The 25,952-nt window shown below is 43.0% G+C and carries 20 protein-coding genes; 10 read left to right on the top strand and 10 right to left on the bottom strand.

What is annotated here, in order from left to right; translation table 11 throughout:
- Positions 1-91 precede the first annotated feature (91 nt).
- From ACEW80_RS18500 to ACEW80_RS18490, 3 genes are all read left to right on the top strand, one after another.
- Complete coding sequence (locus ACEW80_RS18500; protein WP_373528005.1) at positions 92-433, top strand: hypothetical protein; 342 nt, start codon at positions 92-94, stop codon at positions 431-433.
- A 284-nt stretch (positions 434-717) separates the two neighbouring features.
- Positions 718-2,139 carry an LCP family protein gene (locus ACEW80_RS18495; RefSeq protein ID WP_373527994.1) on the top strand — a complete coding sequence of 474 codons (1,422 nt, stop codon included), beginning with the start codon at positions 718-720 and terminating at the stop codon, positions 2,137-2,139.
- A gap of 297 nt (positions 2,140-2,436) precedes the next feature.
- Complete coding sequence (locus ACEW80_RS18490) at positions 2,437-4,056, top strand: MHYT domain-containing protein (RefSeq protein ID WP_373527993.1); 1,620 nt, start codon at positions 2,437-2,439, stop codon at positions 4,054-4,056.
- A 32-nt stretch (positions 4,057-4,088) separates the two neighbouring features.
- Here ACEW80_RS18490 and ACEW80_RS18485 read toward each other — a convergent pair whose 3' ends face one another.
- The 7 genes from ACEW80_RS18485 to ACEW80_RS18455 all read right to left on the bottom strand — a co-directional run bounded on the left by ACEW80_RS18485 (position 4,089) and on the right by ACEW80_RS18455 (position 10,120).
- Positions 4,089-5,141, bottom strand: a complete 1,053-nt coding sequence (locus ACEW80_RS18485; protein WP_373527992.1) for an anthranilate phosphoribosyltransferase family protein — start codon at positions 5,139-5,141, stop codon at positions 4,089-4,091.
- 412 nt (positions 5,142-5,553) lie between these two features.
- Positions 5,554-6,501 (bottom strand): LysR family transcriptional regulator, encoded by a 948-nt coding sequence (locus ACEW80_RS18480; protein WP_373527991.1) that lies wholly within the window; start codon positions 6,499-6,501, stop codon positions 5,554-5,556.
- A gap of 506 nt (positions 6,502-7,007) precedes the next feature.
- Positions 7,008-7,226 (bottom strand): hypothetical protein, encoded by a 219-nt coding sequence (locus ACEW80_RS18475; protein ID WP_373527990.1) that lies wholly within the window; start codon positions 7,224-7,226, stop codon positions 7,008-7,010.
- Between the two features lie 118 nt (positions 7,227-7,344).
- A complete protein-coding gene (locus tag ACEW80_RS18470; protein ID WP_373527989.1) occupies positions 7,345-7,554 on the bottom strand; it encodes a hypothetical protein in 210 nt (69 codons plus the stop codon).
- Positions 7,555-7,654: 100 nt separating this feature from the next.
- Positions 7,655-8,272, bottom strand: coding sequence for a hypothetical protein (locus tag ACEW80_RS18465; RefSeq protein ID WP_373527988.1), 618 nt, complete (start codon positions 8,270-8,272; stop codon positions 7,655-7,657).
- Between the two features lie 100 nt (positions 8,273-8,372).
- Complete coding sequence (locus ACEW80_RS18460; RefSeq protein ID WP_373528004.1) at positions 8,373-9,674, bottom strand: HEAT repeat domain-containing protein; 1,302 nt, start codon at positions 9,672-9,674, stop codon at positions 8,373-8,375.
- A 32-nt stretch (positions 9,675-9,706) separates the two neighbouring features.
- On the bottom strand, positions 9,707-10,120 hold the full coding sequence (locus tag ACEW80_RS18455; protein ID WP_373527987.1) for a ubiquinol-cytochrome c reductase iron-sulfur subunit: 414 nt from the start codon (positions 10,118-10,120) through the stop codon (positions 9,707-9,709).
- A gap of 442 nt (positions 10,121-10,562) precedes the next feature.
- On the opposite strand from ACEW80_RS18455, the gene ACEW80_RS18450 reads away from it, so the two are divergent.
- The 7 genes from ACEW80_RS18450 (at position 10,563) to ACEW80_RS18420 (ending at position 20,306) form a co-directional block, all read left to right on the top strand.
- Entirely contained in the window at positions 10,563-12,170 is a 1,608-nt protein-coding gene (locus ACEW80_RS18450; protein ID WP_373527986.1) for a ferredoxin--nitrite reductase, read from the top strand.
- A 273-nt stretch (positions 12,171-12,443) separates the two neighbouring features.
- Positions 12,444-13,946: a NarK family nitrate/nitrite MFS transporter gene (locus ACEW80_RS18445; protein WP_373527985.1), complete on the top strand. Its 1,503-nt coding sequence runs from the start codon at positions 12,444-12,446 to the stop codon at positions 13,944-13,946.
- Positions 13,947-14,078: 132 nt separating this feature from the next.
- Positions 14,079-16,283, top strand: coding sequence for a molybdopterin oxidoreductase family protein (locus tag ACEW80_RS18440; protein ID WP_373527984.1), 2,205 nt, complete (start codon positions 14,079-14,081; stop codon positions 16,281-16,283).
- 283 nt (positions 16,284-16,566) lie between these two features.
- On the top strand, positions 16,567-17,025 hold the full coding sequence (locus ACEW80_RS18435; protein ID WP_373527983.1) for a phosphate-starvation-inducible PsiE family protein: 459 nt from the start codon (positions 16,567-16,569) through the stop codon (positions 17,023-17,025).
- Positions 17,026-17,073: 48 nt separating this feature from the next.
- Positions 17,074-17,526, top strand: a complete 453-nt coding sequence (locus tag ACEW80_RS18430; RefSeq protein WP_373527982.1) for a nitrate reductase associated protein — start codon at positions 17,074-17,076, stop codon at positions 17,524-17,526.
- A gap of 320 nt (positions 17,527-17,846) precedes the next feature.
- Positions 17,847-18,449 carry a DJ-1/PfpI family protein gene (locus ACEW80_RS18425; protein ID WP_373527981.1) on the top strand — a complete coding sequence of 201 codons (603 nt, stop codon included), beginning with the start codon at positions 17,847-17,849 and terminating at the stop codon, positions 18,447-18,449.
- 474 nt (positions 18,450-18,923) lie between these two features.
- Positions 18,924-20,306 carry a PrsW family glutamic-type intramembrane protease gene (locus ACEW80_RS18420; protein WP_373527980.1) on the top strand — a complete coding sequence of 461 codons (1,383 nt, stop codon included), beginning with the start codon at positions 18,924-18,926 and terminating at the stop codon, positions 20,304-20,306.
- Positions 20,307-20,526: 220 nt separating this feature from the next.
- Here ACEW80_RS18420 and ACEW80_RS18415 read toward each other — a convergent pair whose 3' ends face one another.
- The 3 genes from ACEW80_RS18415 to ACEW80_RS18405 all read right to left on the bottom strand — a co-directional run bounded on the left by ACEW80_RS18415 (position 20,527) and on the right by ACEW80_RS18405 (position 25,912).
- Positions 20,527-21,156: a hypothetical protein gene (locus tag ACEW80_RS18415; RefSeq protein WP_373527979.1), complete on the bottom strand. Its 630-nt coding sequence runs from the start codon at positions 21,154-21,156 to the stop codon at positions 20,527-20,529.
- A 256-nt stretch (positions 21,157-21,412) separates the two neighbouring features.
- Positions 21,413-22,987, bottom strand: coding sequence for a CHAT domain-containing protein (locus ACEW80_RS18410; RefSeq protein ID WP_373527978.1), 1,575 nt, complete (start codon positions 22,985-22,987; stop codon positions 21,413-21,415).
- Positions 22,988-23,632: 645 nt separating this feature from the next.
- Complete coding sequence (locus ACEW80_RS18405) at positions 23,633-25,912, bottom strand: protein phosphatase 2C domain-containing protein (RefSeq protein ID WP_373527977.1); 2,280 nt, start codon at positions 25,910-25,912, stop codon at positions 23,633-23,635.
- Positions 25,913-25,952: the final 40 nt, after the last annotated feature.

Here is a 25,952-nt window from a genome sequence, read left to right as displayed (position 1 = left end):
AATGGATAATTTTGAACCAAAACAGACTAGGAAGCAGGGGAGCAAGGGAGTAGGGGAGCAAGGGGACAACAATAATGATGCCCAATGCCCAATGCCCAAAACACAGTTACTTCTATATGTGATTCCGATCATCGGCTTTTTTCCATCCTTGTGGATTCTCTATCGGGGTCAGGGTAGTAGGGAACAACTTGCTATTAGTCGGCTGTCTATTACTTTGGCACTTAGTTGGATGTTTGGATATCTATTATTAGCTAGTACAGCAGCAACTTCAGATTTTTTTACACTACGTCTATTTATCCTCAATAGCTTTCTCACATCGGGTTACTTTTTAGTAAGTATCTGGTTGATTTTGCGCGTGATACAGGGCAAGTCTGGGCGTTTACCAGGGTTTAGTACTTTAGCAGAACGAGTGTTAGGCAAGTACTTATCTTAATTTTTCGGGTGATAAATTATCGGTATTTTTACTTATTTTCTCAAAGATAACGATTGATTCATCTATATATCTAGTCAAATCCAGTTTATTATTGCCATACTTCAATAAAACATCTTCAGATTAGCCAAAACCAGGAAAAAGGCTGCTATAAATGTTGTGGTTGACACTAACTTAAAAAGGTTAGCACTGATAATTAAGAGTTAGCTATTATGGCTTGATTTGTTTCCATATTTTTAGTCTGCAAATTTATCGAATTTGATTAGTGAGTAAGTGTGAGGAAGTCTGTGACCATTCAAAGAAGTTCGGCGGAAGAAAACCAGTCAGGAAAAGCCTCAAAGTCTAGTAACAAAATTTCCCAAAGCTCAAAATCAGGACGTTGGCTGTGGTTTTGGGTGGGTATGAGTGGGATTGCAATGGTGTCAGCAACAGCGGGGGCGCTTTTGGCGGTGTCTTTGACCAGTACCTCTTTGCAACAAGCCCAGCTAAGTGCAAAGGATAAAGCGGTCTTTGATAGCGATCGCATCTCTGGAGGTGGGCTACAATTTTCAGAATTAACTCGCCCTGTCAATCTCTTAGTTTTGGGGATGAGCGTACTGCCGCCAGATGTCCAAAATCCTCCCACCAAAACCCAAAATCTGGGATATTTGCCCCAAGTCAACTCCTTTGATGGTCTTGCCGATGTGATGCTCTTGGTCAAATTTGATCCAGAGACGAAAAAAATGGTCATGCTTTCTATTCCCAGAGACACCCGTACAGAAATAGAGGGGTATGGAATAAAAAAAATTAATGCCGCTAATGTTCAGGGTGGTCCGGCTTTAACTGCCAAGACTGTCAGTAATCTCTTGGGTGGAGCGGGAATTGATCGCTATGTCCGAATTAACGTTCTCGGAGTTGAAAAGCTAGTTGATGCCTTAGGTGGGGTAACAGTTTACGTCCCCAAAGATATGAAGTATAAAGATGAGTCCCAGCACCTGTACATCAATCTTAAAGCTGGTAAGCATCATCTCAACGGCAATCAAGCACTGCAATTGCTGCGCTTTCGCCGTGACGAACTAGGAGATATTGGTCGAATTCAGCGCCAGCAAATGGTCATGCGGGCTTTGATGGAACAAGCCCTGAATTTAGGTACATTGAAGCAATTACCTGAAATTTTCAATGTAGTAAAAGAAAATATCGACACTAACATGACTGGTGAAGAGTTAGCGGCTTTATTACGTTTTGCAAATAACGCTAATCAATCCAAAAAGATTCAGCAGTTACTACTGCCGGGTACCTTTGGCGACCCAAGGAAGTCTAATGCTAGCTACTGGTTGCCTAACCCAGATGGCATTGCCAAGCTGATGGCGCAGCATTTTGATTTGGAATCAGAACAAGGACAGCAAATTGCCGACCCTGCCTCTTTACGTGTAGCAATTCAAGATAGTACGGGTGGCGATCGCTCTAACCTCCAACCATTAATTAGAGCCTTGGAAAAATCTGGATATCGCAACATCTATATCGCCAAGGCATGGGGTGAACCTCTAGAGGTAACTCACATTGTCGCCCAGCAAGGAGATAGTGACACTGCCGAATCAATTCGCAACACTTTGGGATTTGGAGAAGTGCGTGTGGAAAGTACTGGCAACATTGGTTCTGATATCAGTATCCAAGTTGGTCAGGATTGGTTGCAGCAAAAATCTATTTTGGAGGAGTGGCTGAGGAAATAATTCGTAATTAATTAGAAATTACAGCGAATTTCAAGTTGTTTACACCGTTGAAGAGGCAGGTAAACGCCCACAAGCCTAATTTATTTTCATTTGCTAAGAGTAGGTATCCAGAAAAAATCGGTTTAATAATTAGTTAGACCGCCAGAGAGTTTGGGAATACTGAGCTTAATATCCCGAAAATCAGGATACATAAGAGCCTGTCTGATCTGAGCCTGCACCTGTAGGAAAAGATTTGACAATGGCGAACTAGGAGTAGAGATCACCTAAACCTCACCAGCAAATGTAGATTGATAAACTATGCCTGTTTCTTACGATCTAAATTTAGTAGCTCTCTCGGTTATAATCGCTGTTCTCTCGGCTTATACATCTGTAGATCTAACAGAACGAATTGCAGCGGCTAAAGGGTGGGCTTGGATTGGTTGGTTGATTGGTGGTGCAACTTCCTTTGGAATTGGTATCTGGTCGATGCATTTCGTTGGTATGTTGGCGTTTCATCTAACCGTACCAGTTAGTTATAACTTTTTGATTGTTTTAATTTCTGTCTTGCCTGCAATTTTGTCGTCAGGGTTTGCCCTATGGATTACTAGCCGCAAAATACTTCAGATTCCTAGCTTGCTAGGTGCAAGCCTGCTAATGGGAATGGGCATCACTACGATGCATTATACAGGCATAGCTGCAATGCAACTACCAGCGATCGCCCACTATGATCTGAAATTGGTAACGCTTTCTGTTGGAATTGCAGTGATGGTATCACTAGTTGCCTTGTGGTTAACGCACTATTTACACAATCAAATAGCAGTGATTTGGTGGCAGAAAATTGGTGCAGCAGCATTAATGGGAATGGCCGTGCCGATGATGCACTATACAGGTATGGCTGCGGTTTGTTTTAGTCCAATTGAATCATTTTCTGGGGAGTTTCCTGCACCCAACACGACTTGGCTCTCATCCCTGATTAGTGCCATAACATTTTTTATTTTAGGTTTGGCACTGGTGACTTCTTCTGAAACAAAAGTTATTGATCGGACAAAAGAACTTTCCTTGGCTTTGAAGGAGCTTCAGCAATCCCAACTTCAACTCATTCAAACTGAGAAAATGTCAAGTCTAGGTGAACTTGTCGCCGGAATCGCTCATGAGATCAATAATCCAGTCAACTTTATTTGTGCCAATCTGCACTATATGCAAGAAAATAGCCAACATTTGTTGGAACTTGTGCAGCTTTACCAAAATTACCATCCTGACTCAGGATCTCAAATTCAAGCGAAGATAAACGAAATCGACTTGGTGTTTGTGCAGGAAGATTTACCCAAGGTACTAGACTCCATGAAGATCGGAAGCAATCGCATTATTCAGATTGTGCGATCGCTTCGCAATTTTTCCCGATTCGATGAAGTCGAAGACAAGGCGGTAGATATTCACGATGGAATTGACAGTACTTTGTTGATTTTGCAACACCGCCTCAAGGGTAATGGCGATCGTCCCCGGATTGAAGTTATTAAAAATTATGGAGTATTGCCAGAAGTAAACTGTTATCTAGGTCAGATGAATCAAGTATTTATGAACCTTCTGGCAAACGCAATTGATGCCCTCAATGAAGGCACAACACAAGGCAAAATCCCCAATCGAATTCCTCAAATTCAAATTGCAACAGAAATAAATTCTAAACATTGGCTTGTAATTCGGATTGCTGACAATGGCATTGGTATTCCTGAGCGGATCAAACAACGGCTATTTGAACCGTTGTTTACCACGAAGCCCGTTGGTAAAGGCACTGGACTTGGCTTGTCAATAGCCCATCAAATTGTAGTGCAAAAACACAATGGCACATTGGAAGTGAATTCTCAGCCAGGTATCGGAACCGAATTTACGATCGCAATTCCAATCATAAGTAAGTCTGCAGAAAAACTTATCAGTGTGTAATGAAAATTTAACCAAAGCGATGAGAGCTAAATTTAAAATGAATTTACTAACTGGCTGAGTTGTTGGAGTTTAGCTGCTACTACACCATTAGTTAATAATTTTTCTGCCTTAGCTAAACCCTCTAGCATATCTAGACAAATACCACTCCGCCATAGGTAAAATCCACCATTCCACAAGGCTGTTTGCATTAGTTCGCTTGGTTTACCTGCCAAAACCTCCTGAATATCCGTCACCAATTCTTCAGTAGTTTCAAGAGGTACGTTCTTGGTAGTAAAGCCGTAATCACGCGGTACGAGGAGTAATCGTTCTATCTCTAGGGATGCTACGGATGAAGATAACCCAATGATCGCAGTGCGATCGCGCGGTAAGTCGCAACTCCCTTCCAATCCTTTCACTAATGTAAATTTTGTTACTCCCCGCAGTCCCAGGGCTATCTGAAACATTCCTTCTGTGGGCGGATGAACAAACCCAGCAATTACGTGAGCATCCCCAGCATAAGGACACCAGATTAGCTCCATTGTCGCCAAGGGCGGACGCTTGCCGAGTTGGTCACGGTACTCCCAAATACTTGTAGTTAAGGGAAAATGCTGAGGTAGATAAATAAAGCCAATTCCCGTTTGCTCAAACACTTGCTGGGTTTTTGCAAGTGGGAGGGTAGTCCAATCGACTCCTAAACCCTGCCAAATATCTATCAGGGGTAAGCCGTACTTAGTTGGTAGGCGATCGCCACCGTGCACTATTACTGGTTGTCCAACTGCGGCGAGTAGTAAAGCTGTTACCGCACTAATTGGGGCTGTGCGTGTTCTGCCATCATAAGGTATGCCAAGAGCGATCGCAGGTCGTGCAGAGGGGATTGGTTGCAGTTTTGGCCCCAGTTCCTCATAAGCATCCAACATTCCCGCCAACTCTTCACCCGTAGGACGCTTGATTCGATGAGCAATCAAAAACGCTCCGATTTGGGCTGGTGTAGCTTCACCCAACAGCATCATTTTAATAGCGGTGGCTGCTTGGGCACGAGTTAAATTCTCGGCTGTGTGGTTTCCACTGCCTACTTTTTGTAGTAATTCCCTAAATATATTGCTCATTTGTCCTTTGTAAATAACCGAAATAGACCTCCCAACCCCTAAGACCCAATGCCCAATCGCTGCTACAATACCTCCAGCGCACCGAAAGAACATCGGCAGTCATACAGGAGATACAGCCAAACTTTATAGCAGTTGCTTTAAGTCGGCAGAGCCGCTTTGCTCCCGCACTCTTGTCAGACCATATGGAGGAAACGAACTCTTTTTCTGGTAGAATTGTACATCTTGACCATCAATGCCGTAAGCGAAAACCAAGCTAACAGGTATATGTCCCAAGAGAAAGATTTGGGTCTTGGGAATCAGGACTCCTGCCCTTGGAGGGAATGTAAGACCAATAAGACTACGGAGTTCTAGAGGCTTTCCCGATGAATTGGGAAGCCCACACCATAACGCCTAGCGGTTGGTGTGTGGTAGTTCACGAAGCCGATCGCTGCTGATTAATTTGTAAGGGTATATTTTTCCGCACAAGTTCCCAAAAGTGTTTGATGGGGGGAATTTGGAGCCTGTCTTGAGTTGTTACCATAACTACCCGACGAGTCAAACTGGAACCATCTGCTAAACCACTAGTATTATTACTGGCTAAGGAACGAATCGCCAGGGTAGGGTCTTGGCGAGCTTCGACTAATGCTGATTGAGGTAGCAAAGCTATTAGTTCTCCTTGGCGTACCACTCCCCGGAAAGCATCTAGGGTATTTACCTCTAAAGCTGCCTGGAGTTTAGCTTCCATTCGGTCAAATCTATCTTGTATTAAGCGCTGCATTCCATAACCATCTTTAAAAACCACTTGAGGATAACGAATTAGCTCCGACCAAGGGACGAATTCATATTGGGCTAGGGGATGATTGGCTGCTGTTAGAACTTCTATTGGTTCATCATAAAGTACTTCTACCACCATTTCTCTACCACTGATTAAAAAGCGATTATTCATTACAATTGCTAAATCTACCAATCCATCTTTGAGGACTTTCAAGGCGCGATCGCTTCCCAATGAAGTCACCCGCAATTGTACATTTGGATAATCATGACAAAATTTTTGCAACACTGGTGGCAGATAAGATCCGCATAGCGAATGAATCGCGGCAATGCAGAGTTCTGGCTGCTTTCCGGCGATTAAATCGGCTAATTCTTCTGTAGCTGTCTGCCATTCTTGGCAAATTTTGCGGACGCGGGGGAGTAAACATTCACCTCCCAGTGTCAATTTAGCGTGACTTGTTCTGTGAAACAGTTCTACATTCAAATCAGCTTCTAATGCCTGAATTTGGCGACTAATCGTCGATTGGGTGACACCACATTTTCGCGCTGCTTGTTGAAAGCTGCCGGTTTGGGCGATCGCTAAAAAGGCTTGCAACTGCTCTAAGCGCATTTTTATGTAGCCTGAATTACATTTATCGGTTTCATTAAACTAACGGATTTTTGATCGCAATTTGGTAGGGTTTGTTACAAGCCTTTAACTTAGATTTACATTTGTGTTAAACAGGTTTTACTCTCTTCATCGTCAATTATCGGCTTTGTACAGGATTTTTAGGGAAAATTGCCAAAAAAACTTGACTATTTTCTGCTGAAATGTATGAATTTTTAGATAAGATTTTTAAATTGTATTGCTATAACTGAGAGAGCAATATGTCATACTCTGCGTGTGAGCCAACCCAAAACCAAATGACTGTATCACCTTCTAACTGTCCAACTGCCCGATAACTTTTGCTAATCCGAGCAGAGTAGATTGGTAATTCTGGATGTACTTTTATTGAAGCGTAGGCTTGGATGTCCAGTATCTTGCTTGAATTGCCGATATGCTTTGCGTGTCTGCTTGGTGAACTTATTCAGGTAGATCAGCAAACGCTTTACGGAATTGGGTAGTTGTGCGTGACTTCACAACGTTTCTGAGTCTAACTCTTGTGTTTTCCCTGCGTGATACTCAGCCATTGCTTCGGCTGCAAGTTTAGCAAGGCTATCCTTAGAACCTGCGAATGCTTCATCCCATCGGATTTCGTCTTCGAGTTCTTCCAGAATCATTGCAGCAATCGCATTTTGCTCACTGGCAGGTAAAGATTTCAACTTGGCGATCGCCTTTTCAAGTAACTCGGTCATCACTACCGAACTCCCACAAACATAGTACTACAATATTATCGTTCACTGCATTGTTACGAGATAGATCCTTTGTTTGACTCAAGGTGGATGTTAACCTGAATCGTTAGATGGCATCATCTCATGACTCCGAACCGTTGCGAACCCGTTCAAGAAATTCAGGATAATTTTCCAAATCATCTGGAGATTGTAAGGCTGGCATTTCGACCCAGTTAGCCTCTGTATGTAGCTTATCAAGATATACATAAAATGCTTCTTGATCATCTCGATGAGCTAAAACATAGGCTTGCGATTCTTTTTGACTCATCACCTGAAAATTAGGTTTGGTCATTGCACGTACTCCATTTGCCACAGGTGGTTTTTCGGGTGCTGATAATTCGTACTTTTTATTCTACTGGCTCTACTTGCTTGCTTGTAATGTATATACAATTTCAAGATTTACGCTCAACAATTCCAACTAAAACTTTCATTAAATCTTCTAAATCATCTGGTAATGAATAAATTTTTATGTCTTCTATAATTTGTTGGGCTTTAACATCAAGTCTTCCAAATCGCCAGACATCACCAATGGTAACGGCTCCATACTGAAAAGGTTGTTCTTCAATTTGGGATAAAGCAATTAATTCAGCCGCTAGTTGTGTAAATCCTCTGGTAATATCATCATTTTTTGCTTCCACTACTAAAAGGTTCTGATCTGCACGAAGAAGATAATCAAGATTTCCTTTGAGCCATTTACTTACCGCAAGTGGGTACTCAATTCGTAGCTGACAGTCACAATAATATGTAGCAACTTCTAATAAAATTGGTGCAACCAAAGTTTCTCGACGGGCTGTTTCACTTGTCAAACTAACCCGTGGAAGAGTCCGTTCTATACGGTCTCTTAATTCTTCTAATCTGTCTAAAGGCTTTTGGGTTTTTGGTAGCGATAACCTTGACCGTACCAAAGCATAACCAAGCTCTGCTAAGATTTCTTCTGGCTCATAAGTCATTTCAAAATATGAGCGAAAGGTATATTCGCGGTCTTCTTGAAGGATTTTAGGTTTTGCCATAGTTCACTACAATCCCGCATGATTAATTCTTATTCTGAATTGTGGCTTATTTACGATGAATTAACCGATTAACCGCTAATTGAATACAAATACGCCAAAGTTACCACTCAGCCAAAGCGATCGCTATTCCTTGTTGCAAATCTGGTGTGAGTGTGGCATTATTTGCTAACTGCTGCAATTGTTGATGTGTGGCTTTTTCATCTAGATTTTTCAGTGCCGCGATCGCGTGCAGTCTCACCGATGCGTTAGAATCGGCTAGCAGTGAAATCAATGGTTCAATAGCTGGCATTTTACCTAACTGTCCTAAAGACAAAGCGATCGCACAATTGAAGTTAGCAATCTCTGTGGCTGGATGTTGCGATCGCATTATTTGTAGTAAGATTTCTGCGGCTGGTGTAGTTAACTGCGGGTTTTGCACTCGCCCCAAAACTGTGACAATTTCTTGCCAAAGTGTCTCGGATGTGGTTTGGTTAAATGCTGTTTGTAAATATTCCAAACTAGATAACGTCCCCACCCAACTTAAAGCGCGGATGGTTTCTAATTGCAATGGTAGAAGTGTATTGGGTGATATTAGCACCTGAAATAATTGCTGGGCAGCGTCATCACAACCCATGCAAGAAAGGCAAACTGCGGCTGCACAACAAACTTCAAGGTTAAAGTCGTAAAGCTTGGGTTGTAATCTTGTCACCAAATCTAATACTTTGCGTAAGTCGGGGCGAAAACTTAAACCAAGGACTGCTGCACGCCTGACTGTGGCAGCTACATCATCCAAAGCGTTTAATAATACTGGCGGTACACGTTCGTCATGAAAGCTGCTGAGGGCTTCAATTGCGGCGGCGCGGATGGCTGCTTGGGGATCTTGTACTACACTCAACAATGGTGCAATGGTTTTTGGTTGACGAATACAAGAGAGCGATCGCACTGCTAAAAGTCGTGTATCTTCATTTAATAGAAGTTCAGAGAGGGCAGCGATCGCAACAGTACCCATTTGCCCCAGTGCTGTAGCTGCGATCGCTTTAAGTTCTTCATCCTCATCGGTTTTCAACAATTCTACCATTGGCAAAATTGCATCTGGGTGCTGAAATTCGCTCAAAATTCGTGCTGCATACCAGCGCAATTCTTCTTCTGCGTCTTTATCTTTCAAGATGTCAATGAGTGGTGGGATGGCAATATTTCCCAAGTAAGTTAACACCTTGGTTATTTCCCAGCGTTGTTGAAAATCCCCCATCTCTAACATTGAAAGTGATAATGTCAGTAGATATTCTCGATTTTTAACTATCTCTGGATGTTCAGAGTCTACCCCTAAGATTAATTGTTGCAAATCTTGAATTAGCGATGACCAATTAGCTGCATCGTGTGCTGCCTGTATTTGCACCAAAAGCTGGTTGATGTTACTCACAATATCCTGCTTTAATTATCAATCTTTTGCCTCCACTAGGTTGGCTTGACTACAACTGAATTACCCTCAATCTTGGCGGCATAAGTTTTAAGCGGATTTGTTGCTGGGCCTTTTTGCACTTTACCATCAACCCCGTATTCTGAACCATGACAGGGACATAAGAAAGTTTTTGTTGGGGGTTCCCACGCCACGGTGCAACCTGCATGAGTACAGGTGGGGTCAACAGCAGTTAGATTTTCGCCTTTAGATGTGCCGACTACCAACACAGTCCCAACGGGTGAATCTTTCGCCAGCAATTGACCTGTTTTGTCTAATTCTGCCGAAGTACCCACTGTTTGCCAACCTCCAGATGTTGAAGTTGTGTCAGAAGAACAGGCTGCGATCGCTACCGGTAGAGAACTCGCTATCCAACCCAAACCTACCCAATTAATAAAATCACGACGTTTCATAGCTGCTGAATATCTAAGTTTTAGCTAACACAAGTTATCTCAAATACCTTTATCAAGCCCTTTGCGTCGCTTATTGATGACTTTAATGCAAAAAACGCATAGTATTCATGCATTTTCAGCGATTTTACCAAAAAAACGTAACAATTTATACGATTTTAACAGAAATTTCCCTTTAACTTAGTGAGTATCGAAATCGTTACATGAACAGTATCTAAACCTGCTTGACAAATTCTCAAGATGTAAATGGCGACAAGTTTTCCTTAACTAACCACGGATTTGGAGTTTCGCTTTGGAATGCTCTTAAGTAAAAATAATCAGCCTTAAGCAAATATTAAGTTTTTATTCCTTAACCCTCCTAGATACAACACCTGATGTAACTACGGGTTGATTGATATTGGGTAATTATCACCATATTCAGTAATTTGTAACGAGAGTCAACCTCATGACAGATACAGCAACTACCACCGCCAGCCTGAATAAGTTCGAGAAATTCAAAGCAGCCAAAGATGGACTCGCCATCAAGAGCGAGATAGAGAAATTTGCTGCCCTCGGTTGGGAAGCAATGGACGAAATAGATCGTGACCATCGACTCAAGTGGGTGGGTGTGTTTTTTCGCCCTGTTACCCCAGGCAAGTTTATGATGCGGTTGCGGATGCCTAACGGTATTCTCACCAGCAGTCAAATGGGTGTTTTAGCGGCAGTGGTGCAGCGTTACGGAGATGAAGGCTGCGCTGATATTACTACGAGACAGAATATTCAATTACGGGGGATCAGGATTGAAGATTTACCAGATATCTTTAATAGATTTCACGCAGTTGGTTTAACCAGCATTCAATCTGGGATGGATAATGTTCGCAATATCACAGGCGATCCCGTGGCGGGGTTGGATGCAGATGAGTTGTACGACACGCGAGAGTTAGTACAACAAATTCAAGATATGCTGACCAACAAAGGAGAAGGGAACCCAGAGTTTAGCAACTTACCACGGAAATTTAACATTGCGATCGCTGGGGGAAGAGACAATTCAGTTCACGCCGAAATCAATGATTTGGCTTTTGTTCCAGCATTTAAAGAGGTTACAGGGGACAGGGGACAGGGGATAGAACAAGAATTTTCCCAATCACCAATATTTGGGTTTAACGTCCTCGTGGGTGGCTTTTTCTCAGCTAAACGTTGTGAGGCGGCGATTCCTCTAAATGCTTGGGTGGCTCCAGAAGATGTGGTAGCTGTATGTAGAGCCGTTTTGGAAGTTTATCGTGACCACGGCTTACGCGCTAATCGTCAAAAATCTCGCTTGATGTGGCTAATTGATCAATGGGGTTTAGAAAAGTTTCGAGCCGAAGTAGAAACCCGTTTGGGTAAATCATTGTTACCCGCAGCAGCTAAAGACGAAATGGACTGGGAAAAACGCGACCACATCGGGCTTTATAAACAAAAACAACCGGGATTAAACTATGTAGGCTTGAACATCCCCGTTGGGCGGCTGTATGCCGAAGATATGTTTGAAATTGCTCGGATAGCAGAAGTTTACGGCAGTAGCGAAATCCGTTTTACAGTTGAGCAAAATATCGTCATCCCCAACATTTCTGACTCGCGTTTAGCAACATTTTTAATAGAACCGTTGCTAGAAAGGTTTTCCATTAACCCTGGTTTACTGACGCGATCGCTAGTATCCTGCACAGGCGCACAATTTTGCAACTTTGCCCTCATCGAAACCAAAAACCGCGCCCTGGCAATGATTAAAGCCTTAGAAGAAGACTTAACCTTCACCAACCCGGTGCGAATTCACTGGACAGGTTGCCCCAATTCCTGTGCACAGCCTCAAGTTGCAGACATCGGCTTGATGGGAACAAAGACTCGCAAAAATGGCAAAACCTTGGAAGGCGTTGACATATATATGGGTGGCAAAGTTGGCAAAGATGCCCATTTAGGAACTTGCGTCATCAAAGGCATACCCTGCGAAGACTTGCAGCCAGTATTACAAGATTTACTCATCAAAAACTTTGGCGCAAAACTCAAGCACGAAGCCTTAGTAGTTAGTAACTTCTAGTGGGCATGGGGCATGGGACAGCAAAACTCATACTTCAACCTTAAAGGCTAAATGTTCAGTCTCAAAGGTGCAACTTCCGAGTTCAAAGGTGCAACGTTCGAGTTAAAAGGCTCAACCTCCGAGTTCAAAAGCTCAACCTCCGAGTTAAAAGGCTCAATCTCCGAGTTCAAAGGCTCAACCTTCGAGTTCAAAGGCTCAACCTTCGAGTTAAAAGGCTCAATCTCCGAGTTCAGAAGCTCAACTTCCGTGTTTTATTCAATTAGAAAGATTAGAATGCTTAAAAACTTATTTTCATTCAGCGATCGCTACCGCATCTTACATCAGACTTGGTTCGCTTTCTTTCTCACCTTTGTTTGTTGGTTTAACTTTGCTCCCTTCGCAACAACCATTGGCAAAGAGCTAGATTTAGCGCCTGAGCAAATTAAAACGTTGGGCATCTGTAACCTCGCCCTCACAATTCCCGCACGAATAATTATTGGGATGCTTCTGGATCGTTTTGGCCCCAGAATCACCTACTCAATCCTGCTGATGTTTGCTGTTGTTCCATGTTTAGCGACGGCGTTGGCGCAAGATTTTAATCAATTAGTCATCAGTCGTTTGCTGATGGGAATTGTCGGCTCTGGGTTTGTTGTCGGTATTCGCATGGTATCCGAATGGTTTCAGCCGAAGGAAATGGGTATTGCTCAAGGCATTTATGGCGGTTGGGGCAACTTTGGGGCTTTTGGTGCAGAGTTTGCCTTGCCGATACTTGCAGTTTCTACTAGCTTTTTCGGTGGTGGTACTTCTAACTGGCGATTTGCGATCGCACTCACAGGGATCATTGCAGCCATCTACGGGGTAATTTATTACAATAGCGTCCAAGATACACCCGCAGGCAAAGTCTACAAGAAACCTAAGAAAAATGGTTCTCTAGAAGTGACTAGTATTAAAAGCTTCTGGGCGATGATTGTCTCAAATTTTGGTTTAATTTTCGCTCTCGGTTTATTAGCTTGGCGCTTGGAACAAAAGAATATTCACTTCCTGACTCTGAGCCAAATGTATTTTACTTGGTTACTATTAGCAGGATTATTTGCTTACCAAAGTTACAAAGCTTGGGAAGTAAACCGAGAACTTCTAATTGGCAAAAAAACTTATGCTCCATCAGAACGCTTCCAATTTGGTCAAGTAGCCTTACTCGAATTCACTTACGTAACCAACTTTGGCAGTGAATTGGCAGTTGTTTCTATGCTGCCGGCATTTTTTGAAAAAACCTTTGCCTTAGAACACGTTGTAGCTGGGATGATTGCCGCTACCTATCCCTTCTTAAATTTGATTTCTCGTCCTAGTGGTGGCTTAATTTCTGATAAATTTGGCTCCCGGAAATGGACAATGACAATACTTAGTGCTGGCATTGGTGTTGGCTATTTGATGGCACATTTTATTAATAGTAACTGGCCGATTCCGCTAGCGATCGCAGTTACAATGTTTGCCGCTTATTTTGCCCAAGCTGGCTGCGGCGCAACCTACAGCATCGTACCCCTAATTAAGAAAGAAGCCACTGGACAAATTGCCGGGAACGTGGGAGCTTACGGTAATTTTGGTGCCGTGGTTTACCTGACAATTTTTAGCTTAACCGACGCATCTACACTATTTACCACAATGGGTATAGCAGCTTTAGTTTGCGCTTTTATGTGTGCCTTCTTCCTCAAAGAACCAAAAGATTCCTTTGCGGCTGCTTATGAAGGTGAGTTACCAGAAACGGCAACTAAAAACCCTATCTTCTTAACTGAAGAATAATGAAGTAGGAAATATGGATTTGTATCACGCAGAGGCGCAGAGTCGCAGAGAGGAAGAGTTAATCAACGCCCATCTCTCTTAATCTCTTCTCCGCGCCTCTGCGTCTCTGCGTGAAATTCTTTATCAAACACCATGACTGAATTTACCAAAACCCTCTGTCCCTACTGTGGTGTTGGTTGTGGACTAGAAGTTTCACCCCCAGCCCAACAAGGCAAAGCAACTAATCGAGATAGCCAAGGAAATCCAATTTGGCGAGTCCGGGGCGATAAATCCCACCCATCTAGTCAAGGAATGCTTTGCGTCAAAGGCGCAACGATCGCAGAATCTTTAGATAAGAATAGATTACATTATCCAATGGTGCGAGACTCTTTGAATCAAGAGTTTCGGCGGGTTAGTTGGGATGAAGCTTTTGATCTCATCACCAAACGCATTCAAACTGTACGTTTCACCCAAGGGGCAGAAGCCTTATGTATGTATGGTTCCGGTCAGTTTCAAACCGAGGATTATTATATAGCCCAGAAACTCATGAAAGGCTGTCTGGGTACTAATAATTTTGATGCCAACTCACGTTTATGTATGTCTAGTGCTGTGGCGGGGTACATTCAAAGCTTTGGCGCAGATGGTCCGCCATGTTGTTATGAAGACTTGGAGTTAACTGACTGTGCGTTTTTAATTGGCACTAATACGGCTGAATGTCACCCCATCGTTTTTAATCGGCTGGAGAAGTACCACAAAAAGAACCGCAAAGTCAAAATGATTGTAGTTGATCCTCGGCGCACACCAACCGCAGAAGCCGCTGACTTGCATTTAGCGATTCGCCCCGGTACAGATATCGACTTGTTGAACGGCATCGCTCATTTATTGATGCGCTGGAACTACATTAATACGATGTTCATGGACGACTGCACCAGCAATTTCCCCGCTTATGCTGAAGTGATTCGCCATTATCCCCCAGAAATAGTAGCTCATCAATGTGGAATCAGCATTGAAGATTTAGAAACAGCAGCTCGCTATTGGGGTCAATCTGAGCGGGTATTGTCTTTGTGGTCAATGGGTGTGAATCAATCCTCAGAAGGGACGGCTAAAGTAAGAACTATCATTAATCTGCACCTGATGACTGGACAGATTGGCAAACCTGGGGCTGGCCCTTTTTCCCTCACGGGTCAACCGAACGCGATGGGAGGACGGGAAGCCGGGGGTTTATCACATTTATTACCGGGCTATCGGGCGCTCAAAAATCCCCAGCACCGCGCAGAAGTTGAGGAGTGTTGGGGACTCAAGCCGGGACAGATTTCGTCTATTCCCGGTCGGAGTGTTTGGGATATGATTACTGGCTTGGAAAATGGCGCTGTAGAGTTACTATGGATTGCAGCTACTAATCCCGCTGTAAGTATGCCAGATTTAGAGCGGACTAAAAAGGCGTTATTGCGATCGCCTTTTACTATTTACCAAGATGCATATTATCCCACAGAAACCTCCGCCTACGCTCACGTTCTGCTCCCTGCTGCCCAATGGGGTGAAAAAACTGGTGTGATGACAAATTCCGAACGAGTGGTAACTTTATGTCAAGCATTCCGCCAACCGCCAAGAGAAGCTAAAGCAGATTGGGAAATTTTTGCCGAAGTCGGACGTAGATTAGGTTTTGAGAAAGAATTTGCCTTTGCTAACTCTGCTGAAGTTTATGCTGAGTTTGTCAAACTTACTAAAACTCGCCCCTGCGATATGACAGGTATCAGTCACGCGCAATTACAAGCAGAAGGCGCGACTCAATGGCCTCATCCTGAAGAGAGTCCTAATTGTACAGACGCGATTAATCGCGTCTCTCCCAAACGCCTCTACACCAATCTTCGCTTCCACACCCCTGATGGACGCGCCCGATTTGGAGCATATTACTCAAAGGGACTGGCAGAACCACCAGACCCAGATTATCCTTTTGTGCTTACTAATGGGCGACTTTACGGACATTGGCATACGCAGACACGCACCGGACGGATTGAAAAAATTTGCAAAATGCATCCCGAACCGTTTATCGAAATTCATCCCCGTGATGCTGCTAAGTTAGGTATTGTAGATAATATGTCTGTGGAAGTGCGATCGCGTCGCGGTAAAGCAAAGTTTCCTGCTAAAGTGACAAAAGCGATCGCACCTGGTACAGTTTTTGTCCCTATGCACTGGGGTTCACTATGGGCAGACAACGCCGAAGCTAACGCCCTCACTCATCCAGAATCTTGCCCCGATTCCCTGCAACCAGAATTAAAAGCCTGTGCAGTGCAGCTAACACCAATTTCTGTGGAAGTTACAATCAAAGACTATCAACTCCAGTCCTCGCAATGGTAAGCTGCTAAGTGGTAATTTAAAAGCACTAATAGGTAATTTCATCAATAATCAATAGTCAATAGTTACTATCATTTTTTATAACTCTCTAATTTTGACTGTTACCGATTACCATATTTAAAGAGGATACATCCTAGTCACTAAAGGTTTGACTAGCGCCAATTTTAGCTAAGGGTAAAGAATAAAAAACAGATAGAAAAGTTATAAAACATCAGCAAGTAATCTTTTTTTAATCCTCTAGATTTATCTATAGGATTTAATTTTATTTTAGAATGGGGTGCAGCAGATGAAAAGGTTACTGAAGCTAATTGTCGGAGCTACCAAAGATGAGAACTTCATGCACGTTATTGAAAATATAGAGGTGCTAGTTTCTAAGGCTCTATCTATTTTTATGGTAATTGTGATTTTGGTAGCGATCGTAGATTTAGGAGTCTTTCTTGTTAAAGAGTTATTTACAACACCTTACGGTACATTTAACACAACATTATTCAAGATTTTCGGTTTATTTTTGAATGTTTTAATTGCTTTAGAAATTTTAGAAAATATTACAGGTTATCTGCGGAAACACGTTTTCCAAGTCGAATTAGTTATTGGCACTTCTTTAATTGCTGTTGCCAGAAAAATTATTATTCTTGACCTAGAAAAAGTCTCAGGTATTGATATAATTGGTTTAGGAATTGCTATTCTCGCCCTATCAATTAGTTATTTGATAATTCGTTCCAGTAATTCCAAAAATACACATTAAATCTTCAATTTCACAAATAAACGAGTTTTCAATAATTGAATTTTGAATATGGCAGATTTCTTTCAATTTGAAGCAGACTTTGTTGATTCCCTACGTTGCATCCCCATGCAAGTACGTTGCAAATTAGATACCTGTGGCATCAAGCTAAAATTGTCTGATTGGAATCAAATGACTACAGCAAAGCGTCAAGCTTTAGTCGAATTACCTTGCACTACAGAAACAGAAATTCAGTCTTACGGCGAGCATATTCAGCAATTAGTTGTACAACGCACGGGTATACCAGCGACAAAATTGCCCATCGAGCCTCATCCCGCATGGCTAGACTCTGCCACTCTACCAGCCAATCTCCAGGAAAAAGCTCAAGAAATAGGTGTAACCCTGACACAGCAACATTGGGCAACTTTAACGCCCTTGCAGCGTTTTGCCTTGATTAAACTCAGCCACCCAGGACATGAAAACGAAAACTTTAAGAGAGCGATCGCCGAATTTAATCTGCTTTAATTAATCAATAACAGAACAAATCTGTAAGGTACGTTACACTTTGTTAACTCGCTAGCTTCAAATGGTGTATTGCACCACAGTTAATGCTTTAATGTATCGAAAATTCACACTTATGCTGATGCCTAACTTAGCTGACTCTAAATTAATATTTACTTTATAAACAACTATTAAGTATTGACTTTATAGCGTTTCCTAATCACATGACGTACATCATAGCCCCCTCATCGCTTGCGGGGAGGGGGTTGGGAGTGGGGTCCTTGTACCTCACTCAACTGAGAACCGCTATAGACTATTGACTAATAGGTGAGGATAACAAAAATATGGCAGCAAAAAAACTTTTAATGCTCGTTGGGGACTATGTAGAAGACTATGAAGTAATGGTTCCTTTCCAGGCGTTGCAAATGGTAGGACATACTGTCCATGCGGTTTGTCCCGATAAAAAAGCTGGTGATAAAGTGCGAACAGCAGTTCACGACTTTGAAGGAGACCAGACTTACAGCGAAAAACCCGGTCACAATTTCACTCTAAATGCTACATTTGCAGAAGTAAAAGCCGAAACCTACGATGCCTTAATCATCCCCGGCGGAAGGGCACCAGAATATATCCGCTTGAATCAACAGGTATTAGAAATTACCCGTCATTTTGCCCAAAAGAATAAACCCATTGCTGCCATCTGTCACGGGTTACAATTATTGGCGGCGGCTGATGTACTGCAAGGTAAGAGATGTACTGGCTATCCTACTTGTAGCCCAGATGTCAAAAGTGCTGGAGGTATCTACGTCGATATCCCTGTTGATGAGGCAATAGTTGATGGTAACTTGGTGACGGCACCAGCTTGGCCTGCTCATCCCCGTTGGTTAGTAGAATTCCTCACAGTACTTGGAACCAAAATTGAACACCCAGAACTGGCTAGAGTTGTTTGAAAGCAAAGCATCAGAAACCTTTTGGTTCATCAATGAATTTAACTGACGCTGTGTTTCTATGATGTACTGCTTTTATTGATACATAAGTAGCTTATCCCAACTTACAAGTGTACAAATCCCCAGTAGTCAGTGGTCAATCATCAGTGGCAAAAATAGCTGAAAACAGACCACCGAGAATTATATATTTTTTTAATGTAACTAAATGCAGTAAAAAGTACTATTTTTTGATAAATTGCCGTGCATTTAATTTGCAGTTAGGATGTCAAGAGTGCATCACCCAGACAATCTGATTCATACACCTGGAATACTTATTAACATTAGGTAAAACAATTTGAAATTTTGCATTTGGAATTTTAAATTTCTTAGCAGTAAGTGAAGCTATAGTGGATTTAGCAATGCTGCTGTTGATGTGGCTAAGGTTAGTCCTGCTGCCAAATTATTTGAATAATTAGTTTAGAAACGCACTTCTTATCGATGACAGGCAAAAACGCAAGACATAATGCATTTCTACAGCTAGTGTCTGGTAATGGAGCAGCTATTGGATCAGAATCTCGCTACTCGCTGCCCCCCAGTAAAGAGATGGTAATTGGACGCGACCCCAGCTGCCAAGTTGTCTTAGATGCCATGACGTACCGGATGGTATCTCGCCGCCATGCGGTAGTTCGTCCCCTCTCTTTATCCCCAGATAGCAAATTCAGCTGGGTGCTTTGTGATTTGAATAGTGCTAATGGTACTTATTTGAATGGACAACGCTTGTATGAATGTCAAGAATTGCACCCAGGCGATCGCATTTCTCTAGGTGCTGATGGGCCGCAATACGTTTTTGAGTACGAGTTTACCTCAGTCAGTCCGGCAACGACAGTTAACCAAATTACACCACTGCCTTCCGCAACAAACTACCACAACCATACGCAATTAAAGCGGCCAGATTCCGTTAGCTTCACCCAGCTTTTTCCAATTATTTCCACTGGTAAAGATTTAACTCGTAAAGCTTACCTCGTACCGGGAATACTGACCGTAATATTTGTAGTCCTAATGTTTGCTACAGTCGGTCGGCCTCAAGCTAATCAAGTGATCGTCGCAACATACATCGCCTTCGCCGCCTACTATTTTGTTTACCAACTTTGCGGTAAACAGAAGCCTTGGTGGGTGTTAATGGCTGCATCACTAAGTACGCCGCTGATTTTGCTCAGTCCAGTCTTGAATCTATTTATCTTCGTGTTTCGCGGCATCTTGCCTGGAAACTTGTCCTCAGCTCAAGAATCTATTACCTTTACAGAGTTGCTGGTGCGGATGTTTTTTGGCGCTGGATTAATGGAGGAATTACTCAAAGCATTGCCTGTATTAGGAGCGTTTGCTATCGGTAGAATGTTGTCTTCACCTTGGCGGGAACGCATAGGCGTTTGGGAACCTCTAGATGGGATTCTTCTGGGAACGGCTTCGGCTGTAGGCTTCACTCTCTTGGAAACTCTCGGACAATATGTGCCGGATATCACTCAAAATGTCGCGCAACAGGTGGGTATAGGCGCTGCTGGTCAACTAGCGGGTTTACAACTGCTAATTCCGCGAATTTTAGGCTCTGTAGCCGGACACATGGCTTATAGTGGCTACCTGGGCTATTTTATCGGGCTGGCTGTCCTCAAACCCAGCAGAAGTTGGCAAATTCTCTCTATTGGTTATCTTAGTGCTGCTGCCCTTCACGCTCTGTGGAATGCTACAGGATCAATCAATACCTTGCTGTTGGTAGTTGTTGGGGTGTTATCTTACGCCTTTTTGATGGCGGCAATTCTCAAGGCACGGGCGCTGTCACCGACGCGATCGCAAAATTTTGCTACCCGATTTCTGGAACCCAGATGAGGCAGCAGGGGAGAGTAGGAAAATAAGTCTTAAATATTTATGTCTTAGGATGGATGGCCTAATTTGATAATCTGTTTATCATCATATTATTTTAGGCCACCCATACCTAAAAACTAAAAACTAGTGGATGTTTGAAACTGCAACATAAGCTTTATTAGCAGATAAATTTCTCTGCCTTATTTAGATTAAAATATTAGGAAAAAGAAATAGTAAACTTAGTTTATGGTTCAGGCTGAGAGTTATTGAGTTGAGTAAAAGCATAGTAAGCGATCGCTAAAGTAACCTTTGCCTGCTCTACTTCTGATAAAGCTGTCCACTCGCTATTTTTAAGATTAGTGAGGGCAGATGCCGCGTTTTGCGATTCGCTACTTCGCATAGCGTAAGCAAAAGGACGAGCTAAGACTAAAAGATCCTCTGTTCCCCAAGTTGGTAGTACTGTCTGAACGCACTCAACCAGTTGTTCACCCATTGATTGGCGAGAAGAAAACATCTCAGCAGCTTTGGTGGCGATGGCATTGAGCAATGCTTGAGGTACACAAGCAGAGAAAGTAGTACGTAATGTTTCTTGAAGATTAAGCACTACTGCTTGTTGTGGATTGTGATCATAGCTTGACCAAAGTGTGTCTAGATGGCTATAAAAATCTTGCGATCGCGTCGTTAGTTCTGACTCTAACAAATCTGGCATTATGAACTGTTGTTCTAGTTCGTGAAAATATGCTTCTGATTCATTATCAACTGGATTCCAGGGATAGGTAGCATCGTCTGGTTCTAGTAACGCTTCTAAAAACTCTAAATCTAGTTGAGAGGGCAAAGAACAGAAAGTGTCTGAGTCGTTAATTTTTTTAGCCATTTTTTCTTAACTCCCGATTAGTTGGTGGTATTGACAGCTACAATTCCTAAGAAGAGATTTCCGCAAAAACAGTTGATTTTCTCTAGTAAAAATAGATTGTAAAAGCTGATGCTCAACATCAAAATCTATTTATTAACAAGGGGAAAAGCTTCGGCGTGAGCGCTCAATTAAACGGTAAAAAGCCGTGCAGGTATTGCGTATGACATAATTCATCCCTTTTCCTTTGCCCTTTACCTCTTTTTATGCAATAACTCTGCTACGAGTCTTTAATAATAAACTCCCAAATATCACCTCTAGCACTTCCAAACTTTAACTGCATTCCCGATTTCAAGGGGACTTCCTCTCGGAGGATTTGTTGCCAACCATTAGGACTTAAAAACCAGGTTGTCCCGTAGGTTGAAAAATCTTGCAAGTAATAAGTTCGCATGAGTGTAGCATCAGTAAGAGTATTGCGGCAGAAGATTTCGGCGTGGCGTTTAGAAACAGATGGTTCTGGGATGACAATATCATTGTCTTTCGTGCGACCGATGCGGGTGACTCCATAACGCAATAACCAGGTTTTACCTGAGGAGAGCGATCGCAAAGAGGCAGTAAAGGGAGAACCTATATCAGGAATGGCTGTATCTGGGAGTTCCGTAATTCCTTCATCAACAGCCTTGATCAGTTCGCCATTAAAATCTGGATGCAGATAAAGAACAGGCAAAGTCCAAGCAGGTTGATTAAATTTATACAGTGTTAATAACTCTTGCCTAGCCAGTGCTACGGCTTCATCAATTGGTTTGTGCGATCGCAGAGCTTCGGTAAAGGCTTGAATAAAACTGTGGCTTTCGTGGTCAGCGATTTTATCGCGCATCCCCAAAACCGCAGGCACACCATGACGAATCAGCACTTCTGCTAAACTGCTAGCAGCTATAGCTTGATGATTGCTAAAAGCTGGTTGTGCGCCCCAACAGGCGTTAAAAACCGCTAATTTCACACCTGTACGGGTCAATACTTGCGCCAATTCTATCCCATTCAGGGCGCATTCTGGTTGCAAAAACAGTAAGCCGCCGTCTGGGTCTGGCAAACCATGTCCAGCATAAAAGAAAACATTGTATGCTTTGGTTTCTAGTTCTTGAATCAACTCCTGTGGAGTTGGTTGTATGAGTTGATTCACTGTACAAGGTGCATATATTTGGGAATTGCCACCCACAGGCGGATCGGCAAGAGTTTGCTGTAGGATAGCGGCTTCTTGTTTTAGTTGCAGGTTTTGATCATGACCTAAGACCAGCAGGATACTTAAAGCCTGGTCAGTTCGCAAATAGGGCAAGGGGTCAACTTCAGTGCTGGTGCGACTAAACAGTAAATCTGGGGAGAGAGACATAGCCGATTGACCAGGCTCACGCTGCATAATTTCCCAAGGGAAAGCGATGAGATCCGGGTCACGAATTTCTAGTCGAAAGCGCAAACGTGTATGCTGACCCATAGCAATACCACGACTGCGTTCTAGACTACCGAGAATTTGTCCGTCGAATACCCAACGCCATAAATTCATTCCTAAGTATTGCATCAGACGACTGCTGTAGGGGCTAGTGGTCTGAGATGAAGGGGGTGAAATCGAATCTATGGGCAATGGGTTGATCTTTTGAGATGTTAAGTTTGGGGAAGTATCTAGGTGACTATGATCGGCAAACATCTGTTGCCATTCTTGCCAGACTTGAGTAAGTTCAACAGGCCATACACAGTCACGTAAAACATAGCCACTGGGATAGGGAGCCTTGACCACCCAAATGGCGAAGTTGTCAGTGCCAGTGTTTAAAAGACGGGCGATCGCCAAATTCAGGGATGGCATGGATTTATAAAACTAAAAGCTAAAAACAAATAATTTCAAATAAAGAAGAATTCAGAAGCCAGAATTCAGAAGTCAGAATAAATTAGTGGGGTATTCAAACCCAGCACTAGTTATTTTGCACCAAATTAGAGATTTGATGGGGTCTTAAACCCGGTTATGTTCAGACGCAACGCTTGAATACTCGCTACATCTGCGCTATTGCGGACTCGCTCTAAGCGAATTTATGCCCTTGGCGTTCTTCGCGCAGCGTGTCGCAGACAAGCCTCTCGAACGCGAACAGTGTCTCTCCTTCTCCCAAAGGGAGAGGCTAGCGCCAAGGGAGAAGAGAAGGCTGCCGCGCTATCTACCAGTCATATCATGTCCGTCAAATTACCCATAATAAAAGAACCCCACCCCTAACCCCTCCCTGCCTGCGGGGAGGGGAGACAAAGCACAACTTTGGCGGGGAGGGGTTCTCCGGGTTTAACTAAGTAATCAAGCGGACATGATATCATACATAATTCATTCTGACTCCTGACTTCTGAATTCTATTTTGATAACAATTCTCGAAGGTGAAAATTTTTTACTTTTTTATCTTGCTTCGTTTTTTACTCTGGTTGTTACCTGTTATTATTCCAGGTTTTTACTAGTTTATCGAGTATTTAACTAAGTTGGACTGGTGTCAGGTGGTTGAGTAACTGGCGGTTGCGTGACAACTCTACATGGACTTGGTACATCTGATTGTAAAACAGAGACTTTAAAACGGTTCATCTGAGAAAATTTAATCGATACCTTTTCCTCTGGTTTCAATCCAGGTTTTGATTTGGACGGTGCTTGAGAGGATGCTGGTGAATTTGTGGTATTTGCTGGAGTTGGTGTAGTTTTATTGGTACAGACTCGCATATATACTGAAAAATCCCCAGAAGCTGGTTTGGGATTTGGTTTTGTGTCGAGAACTTCTAAAAAACTTTCCGGGGGAAGCAATTTGTTGTTTCCCAAGGATATTTCGTTGTTGGTTTTAATTACCCAACCACGAGAAAGGTTAGCAAGCGATCGCGGTGCGGGTATCGCTTCGATGGTAGGGGTTGGTGTTGGTGTGGGATTGGACAAAATTGGAGACGAGGTTGATGGCGATCGCAGTTGCATGACGAAGAATCCTAAAGTGCCTGCTGCGGTCACAAATATTAACGGGACTATCCAGTGTAGTGGTAAACTAGAAGTCTTGGCAGGCGGATTTTCTGGAAGTACTTGAGTTTTGTGCTTTGGACTATCTAAAAGTGTCGTATCTGCCACTTTGGACGCCAAATCAACAGTTTTGGCAGAATAACCCTCTGGAATGACTGCTTTTATCGTGATCTCTGGTTCCCAATATTGGACTTGATAGTGTACTAAAGCAACGGTGACATTATCGTGTCCATTTTTAGTATTAGCAATTTCTACTAATCTATCGGCAACATTTGTTATATTTGTTTCTCCAAGCAGAATCGGCAATATTTCTGTTTCCCAGTACTCTTCCACCCGATCAAAATCACTCAAACCATCGGATGTGAGCAGAAAAACGGCATCTTCGTCGAGCATAAACCGTCCAGATGTCGGATGCAATGAGCTACTTGACCCCATTCCCAAAGCTTGAACAAGAGATCCAGCAGCACTTTGTTGCACAGCCTCGCGGTAAATGGCATAGCCTAGCCGCACCTCACGGGAAGCAACATCATCGTCGAGGGTAACTTGATAACAGCCGTGGCGTGTAATCCAATAGGCACGACTATCGCCGACGTGGGTAATGTACATTTCGTGGGCAACAGGCAATGCCATGACTAACGTTGTACCCATACGTTGTCGCCCTTGACGATTTTCAGCGTCATTGCGCTGACTGATTTTGTCATTGGCAATTGCCACGGCGTTTTCTAGGTCATTAAGCAGCAGTGAAGGGTCTATGTGGTCGTAGGGAACTTTTGTTAATTGCTGTACCTGTTGCTGGATTGTTTCAATGGCTAAATTTGAGGCGACATTGCCGCCCTCGTGTCCACCGATGCCATCACAGACAATTGCTAAGGCTGTTGGCTGGGGTGGTTTGCTTACCAGAGTGCCACTGGGGGGGCTACAGGCATCTTCGTTACGTTGGCGACTTGGCCCAGTATCGGTTTTGGTGATAATTTTGATCGTGGGTGTTTGCGATCGCCCTAATTGTGCCAGTCCATGATCTAAAACTGTGATTAATTGTTCGGATGAGTGAATCTTTCCCTGAATTAAAGAAAGGCTAACGTGCTCAACAAATTCAGCTACGGCTGGTTTGGCATCACTGAGCAACTGCTGCCAAAATTCACCCAATTGAGGCAATTCTAGTAATGTTGTAGCGTCGAAACGCAATTCCAACAAACGTACTAGTGATCCTTCTACCCGTAATACATAGGAGTCAAGTAAGCTAGAGGCGACACCTTCACTCGCAAGAGGTTGCCACAGATGAGCTATTTGCCATAACCAATTGAGTTGGCGCATCGATGTAGCATCACGCCAAGCGGTAATTAACTCGCTGCCCAAATGCACTTGTTGGATCGTCTCATCTACTAATAGTGGCGGTTTTTCTAAAAGTAATATTTCTTGCTGGGAGGGATCGTCAGCCAGAAAAAGCACTCCATATACCTGTGGTACGTGTAAGCGGTAGGGAATAAGTCTCAGGTAAGCTCTGGGGATCTGTAAATTATCTAACTCAGGCGTTACCGTTAATAAACCAGGCTTCGTATCTAAAAGAACAAATTTATCAATAACTAAATAGCGATCGGCTAATATTTGTCCAGGGCTACCCACACTCGGATTATCTACCACAGCCCACAGATAATTTTTGGGTAGGGGCGTGGAACATCGCTGGCAAAACTTGTGGGTCAGAGGGTTGGCAGCCTGACAATTTTCATTTGGACAGTGGAGCGTTGCCGCATCATTTTCCATAGTTTTCGCACCGATCAGCGATTAGCAATTTCTTTAATAA

The sequence above is a fragment of the Nostoc sp. genome (genome assembly GCF_041747015.1).
Taxonomy (GTDB): Bacteria; Cyanobacteriota; Cyanobacteriia; order Cyanobacteriales; family Nostocaceae; genus Nostoc.
Note: the sequence above shows the minus strand (reverse complement) of the source record. Positions and strands in the feature narration are given on the sequence as shown.

Coding starts and splice junctions, on each gene's coding strand:
- ACEW80_RS18500 (WP_373528005.1), top strand. CDS start 92: ATGCCCAAAACACAGTTACTTCTATATGTGATTCCGATCATCGGCTTT.
- ACEW80_RS18490 (WP_373527993.1), top strand. CDS start 2,437: ATGCCTGTTTCTTACGATCTAAATTTAGTAGCTCTCTCGGTTATAATC.
- ACEW80_RS18485 (WP_373527992.1), bottom strand. CDS start 5,141: ATGAGCAATATATTTAGGGAATTACTACAAAAAGTAGGCAGTGGAAAC.
- ACEW80_RS18480 (WP_373527991.1), bottom strand. CDS start 6,501: ATGCGCTTAGAGCAGTTGCAAGCCTTTTTAGCGATCGCCCAAACCGGC.
- ACEW80_RS18475 (WP_373527990.1), bottom strand. CDS start 7,226: ATGACCGAGTTACTTGAAAAGGCGATCGCCAAGTTGAAATCTTTACCT.
- ACEW80_RS18470 (WP_373527989.1), bottom strand. CDS start 7,554: ATGACCAAACCTAATTTTCAGGTGATGAGTCAAAAAGAATCGCAAGCC.
- ACEW80_RS18465 (WP_373527988.1), bottom strand. CDS start 8,272: ATGGCAAAACCTAAAATCCTTCAAGAAGACCGCGAATATACCTTTCGC.
- ACEW80_RS18455 (WP_373527987.1), bottom strand. CDS start 10,120: ATGAAACGTCGTGATTTTATTAATTGGGTAGGTTTGGGTTGGATAGCG.
- ACEW80_RS18450 (WP_373527986.1), top strand. CDS start 10,563: ATGACAGATACAGCAACTACCACCGCCAGCCTGAATAAGTTCGAGAAA.
- ACEW80_RS18445 (WP_373527985.1), top strand. CDS start 12,444: ATGCTTAAAAACTTATTTTCATTCAGCGATCGCTACCGCATCTTACAT.
- ACEW80_RS18440 (WP_373527984.1), top strand. CDS start 14,079: ATGACTGAATTTACCAAAACCCTCTGTCCCTACTGTGGTGTTGGTTGT.
- ACEW80_RS18435 (WP_373527983.1), top strand. CDS start 16,567: ATGAAAAGGTTACTGAAGCTAATTGTCGGAGCTACCAAAGATGAGAAC.
- ACEW80_RS18430 (WP_373527982.1), top strand. CDS start 17,074: ATGGCAGATTTCTTTCAATTTGAAGCAGACTTTGTTGATTCCCTACGT.
- ACEW80_RS18425 (WP_373527981.1), top strand. CDS start 17,847: ATGGCAGCAAAAAAACTTTTAATGCTCGTTGGGGACTATGTAGAAGAC.
- ACEW80_RS18420 (WP_373527980.1), top strand. CDS start 18,924: ATGACAGGCAAAAACGCAAGACATAATGCATTTCTACAGCTAGTGTCT.
- ACEW80_RS18415 (WP_373527979.1), bottom strand. CDS start 21,156: ATGGCTAAAAAAATTAACGACTCAGACACTTTCTGTTCTTTGCCCTCT.
- ACEW80_RS18410 (WP_373527978.1), bottom strand. CDS start 22,987: ATGCCATCCCTGAATTTGGCGATCGCCCGTCTTTTAAACACTGGCACT.
- ACEW80_RS18405 (WP_373527977.1), bottom strand. CDS start 25,912: ATGGAAAATGATGCGGCAACGCTCCACTGTCCAAATGAAAATTGTCAG.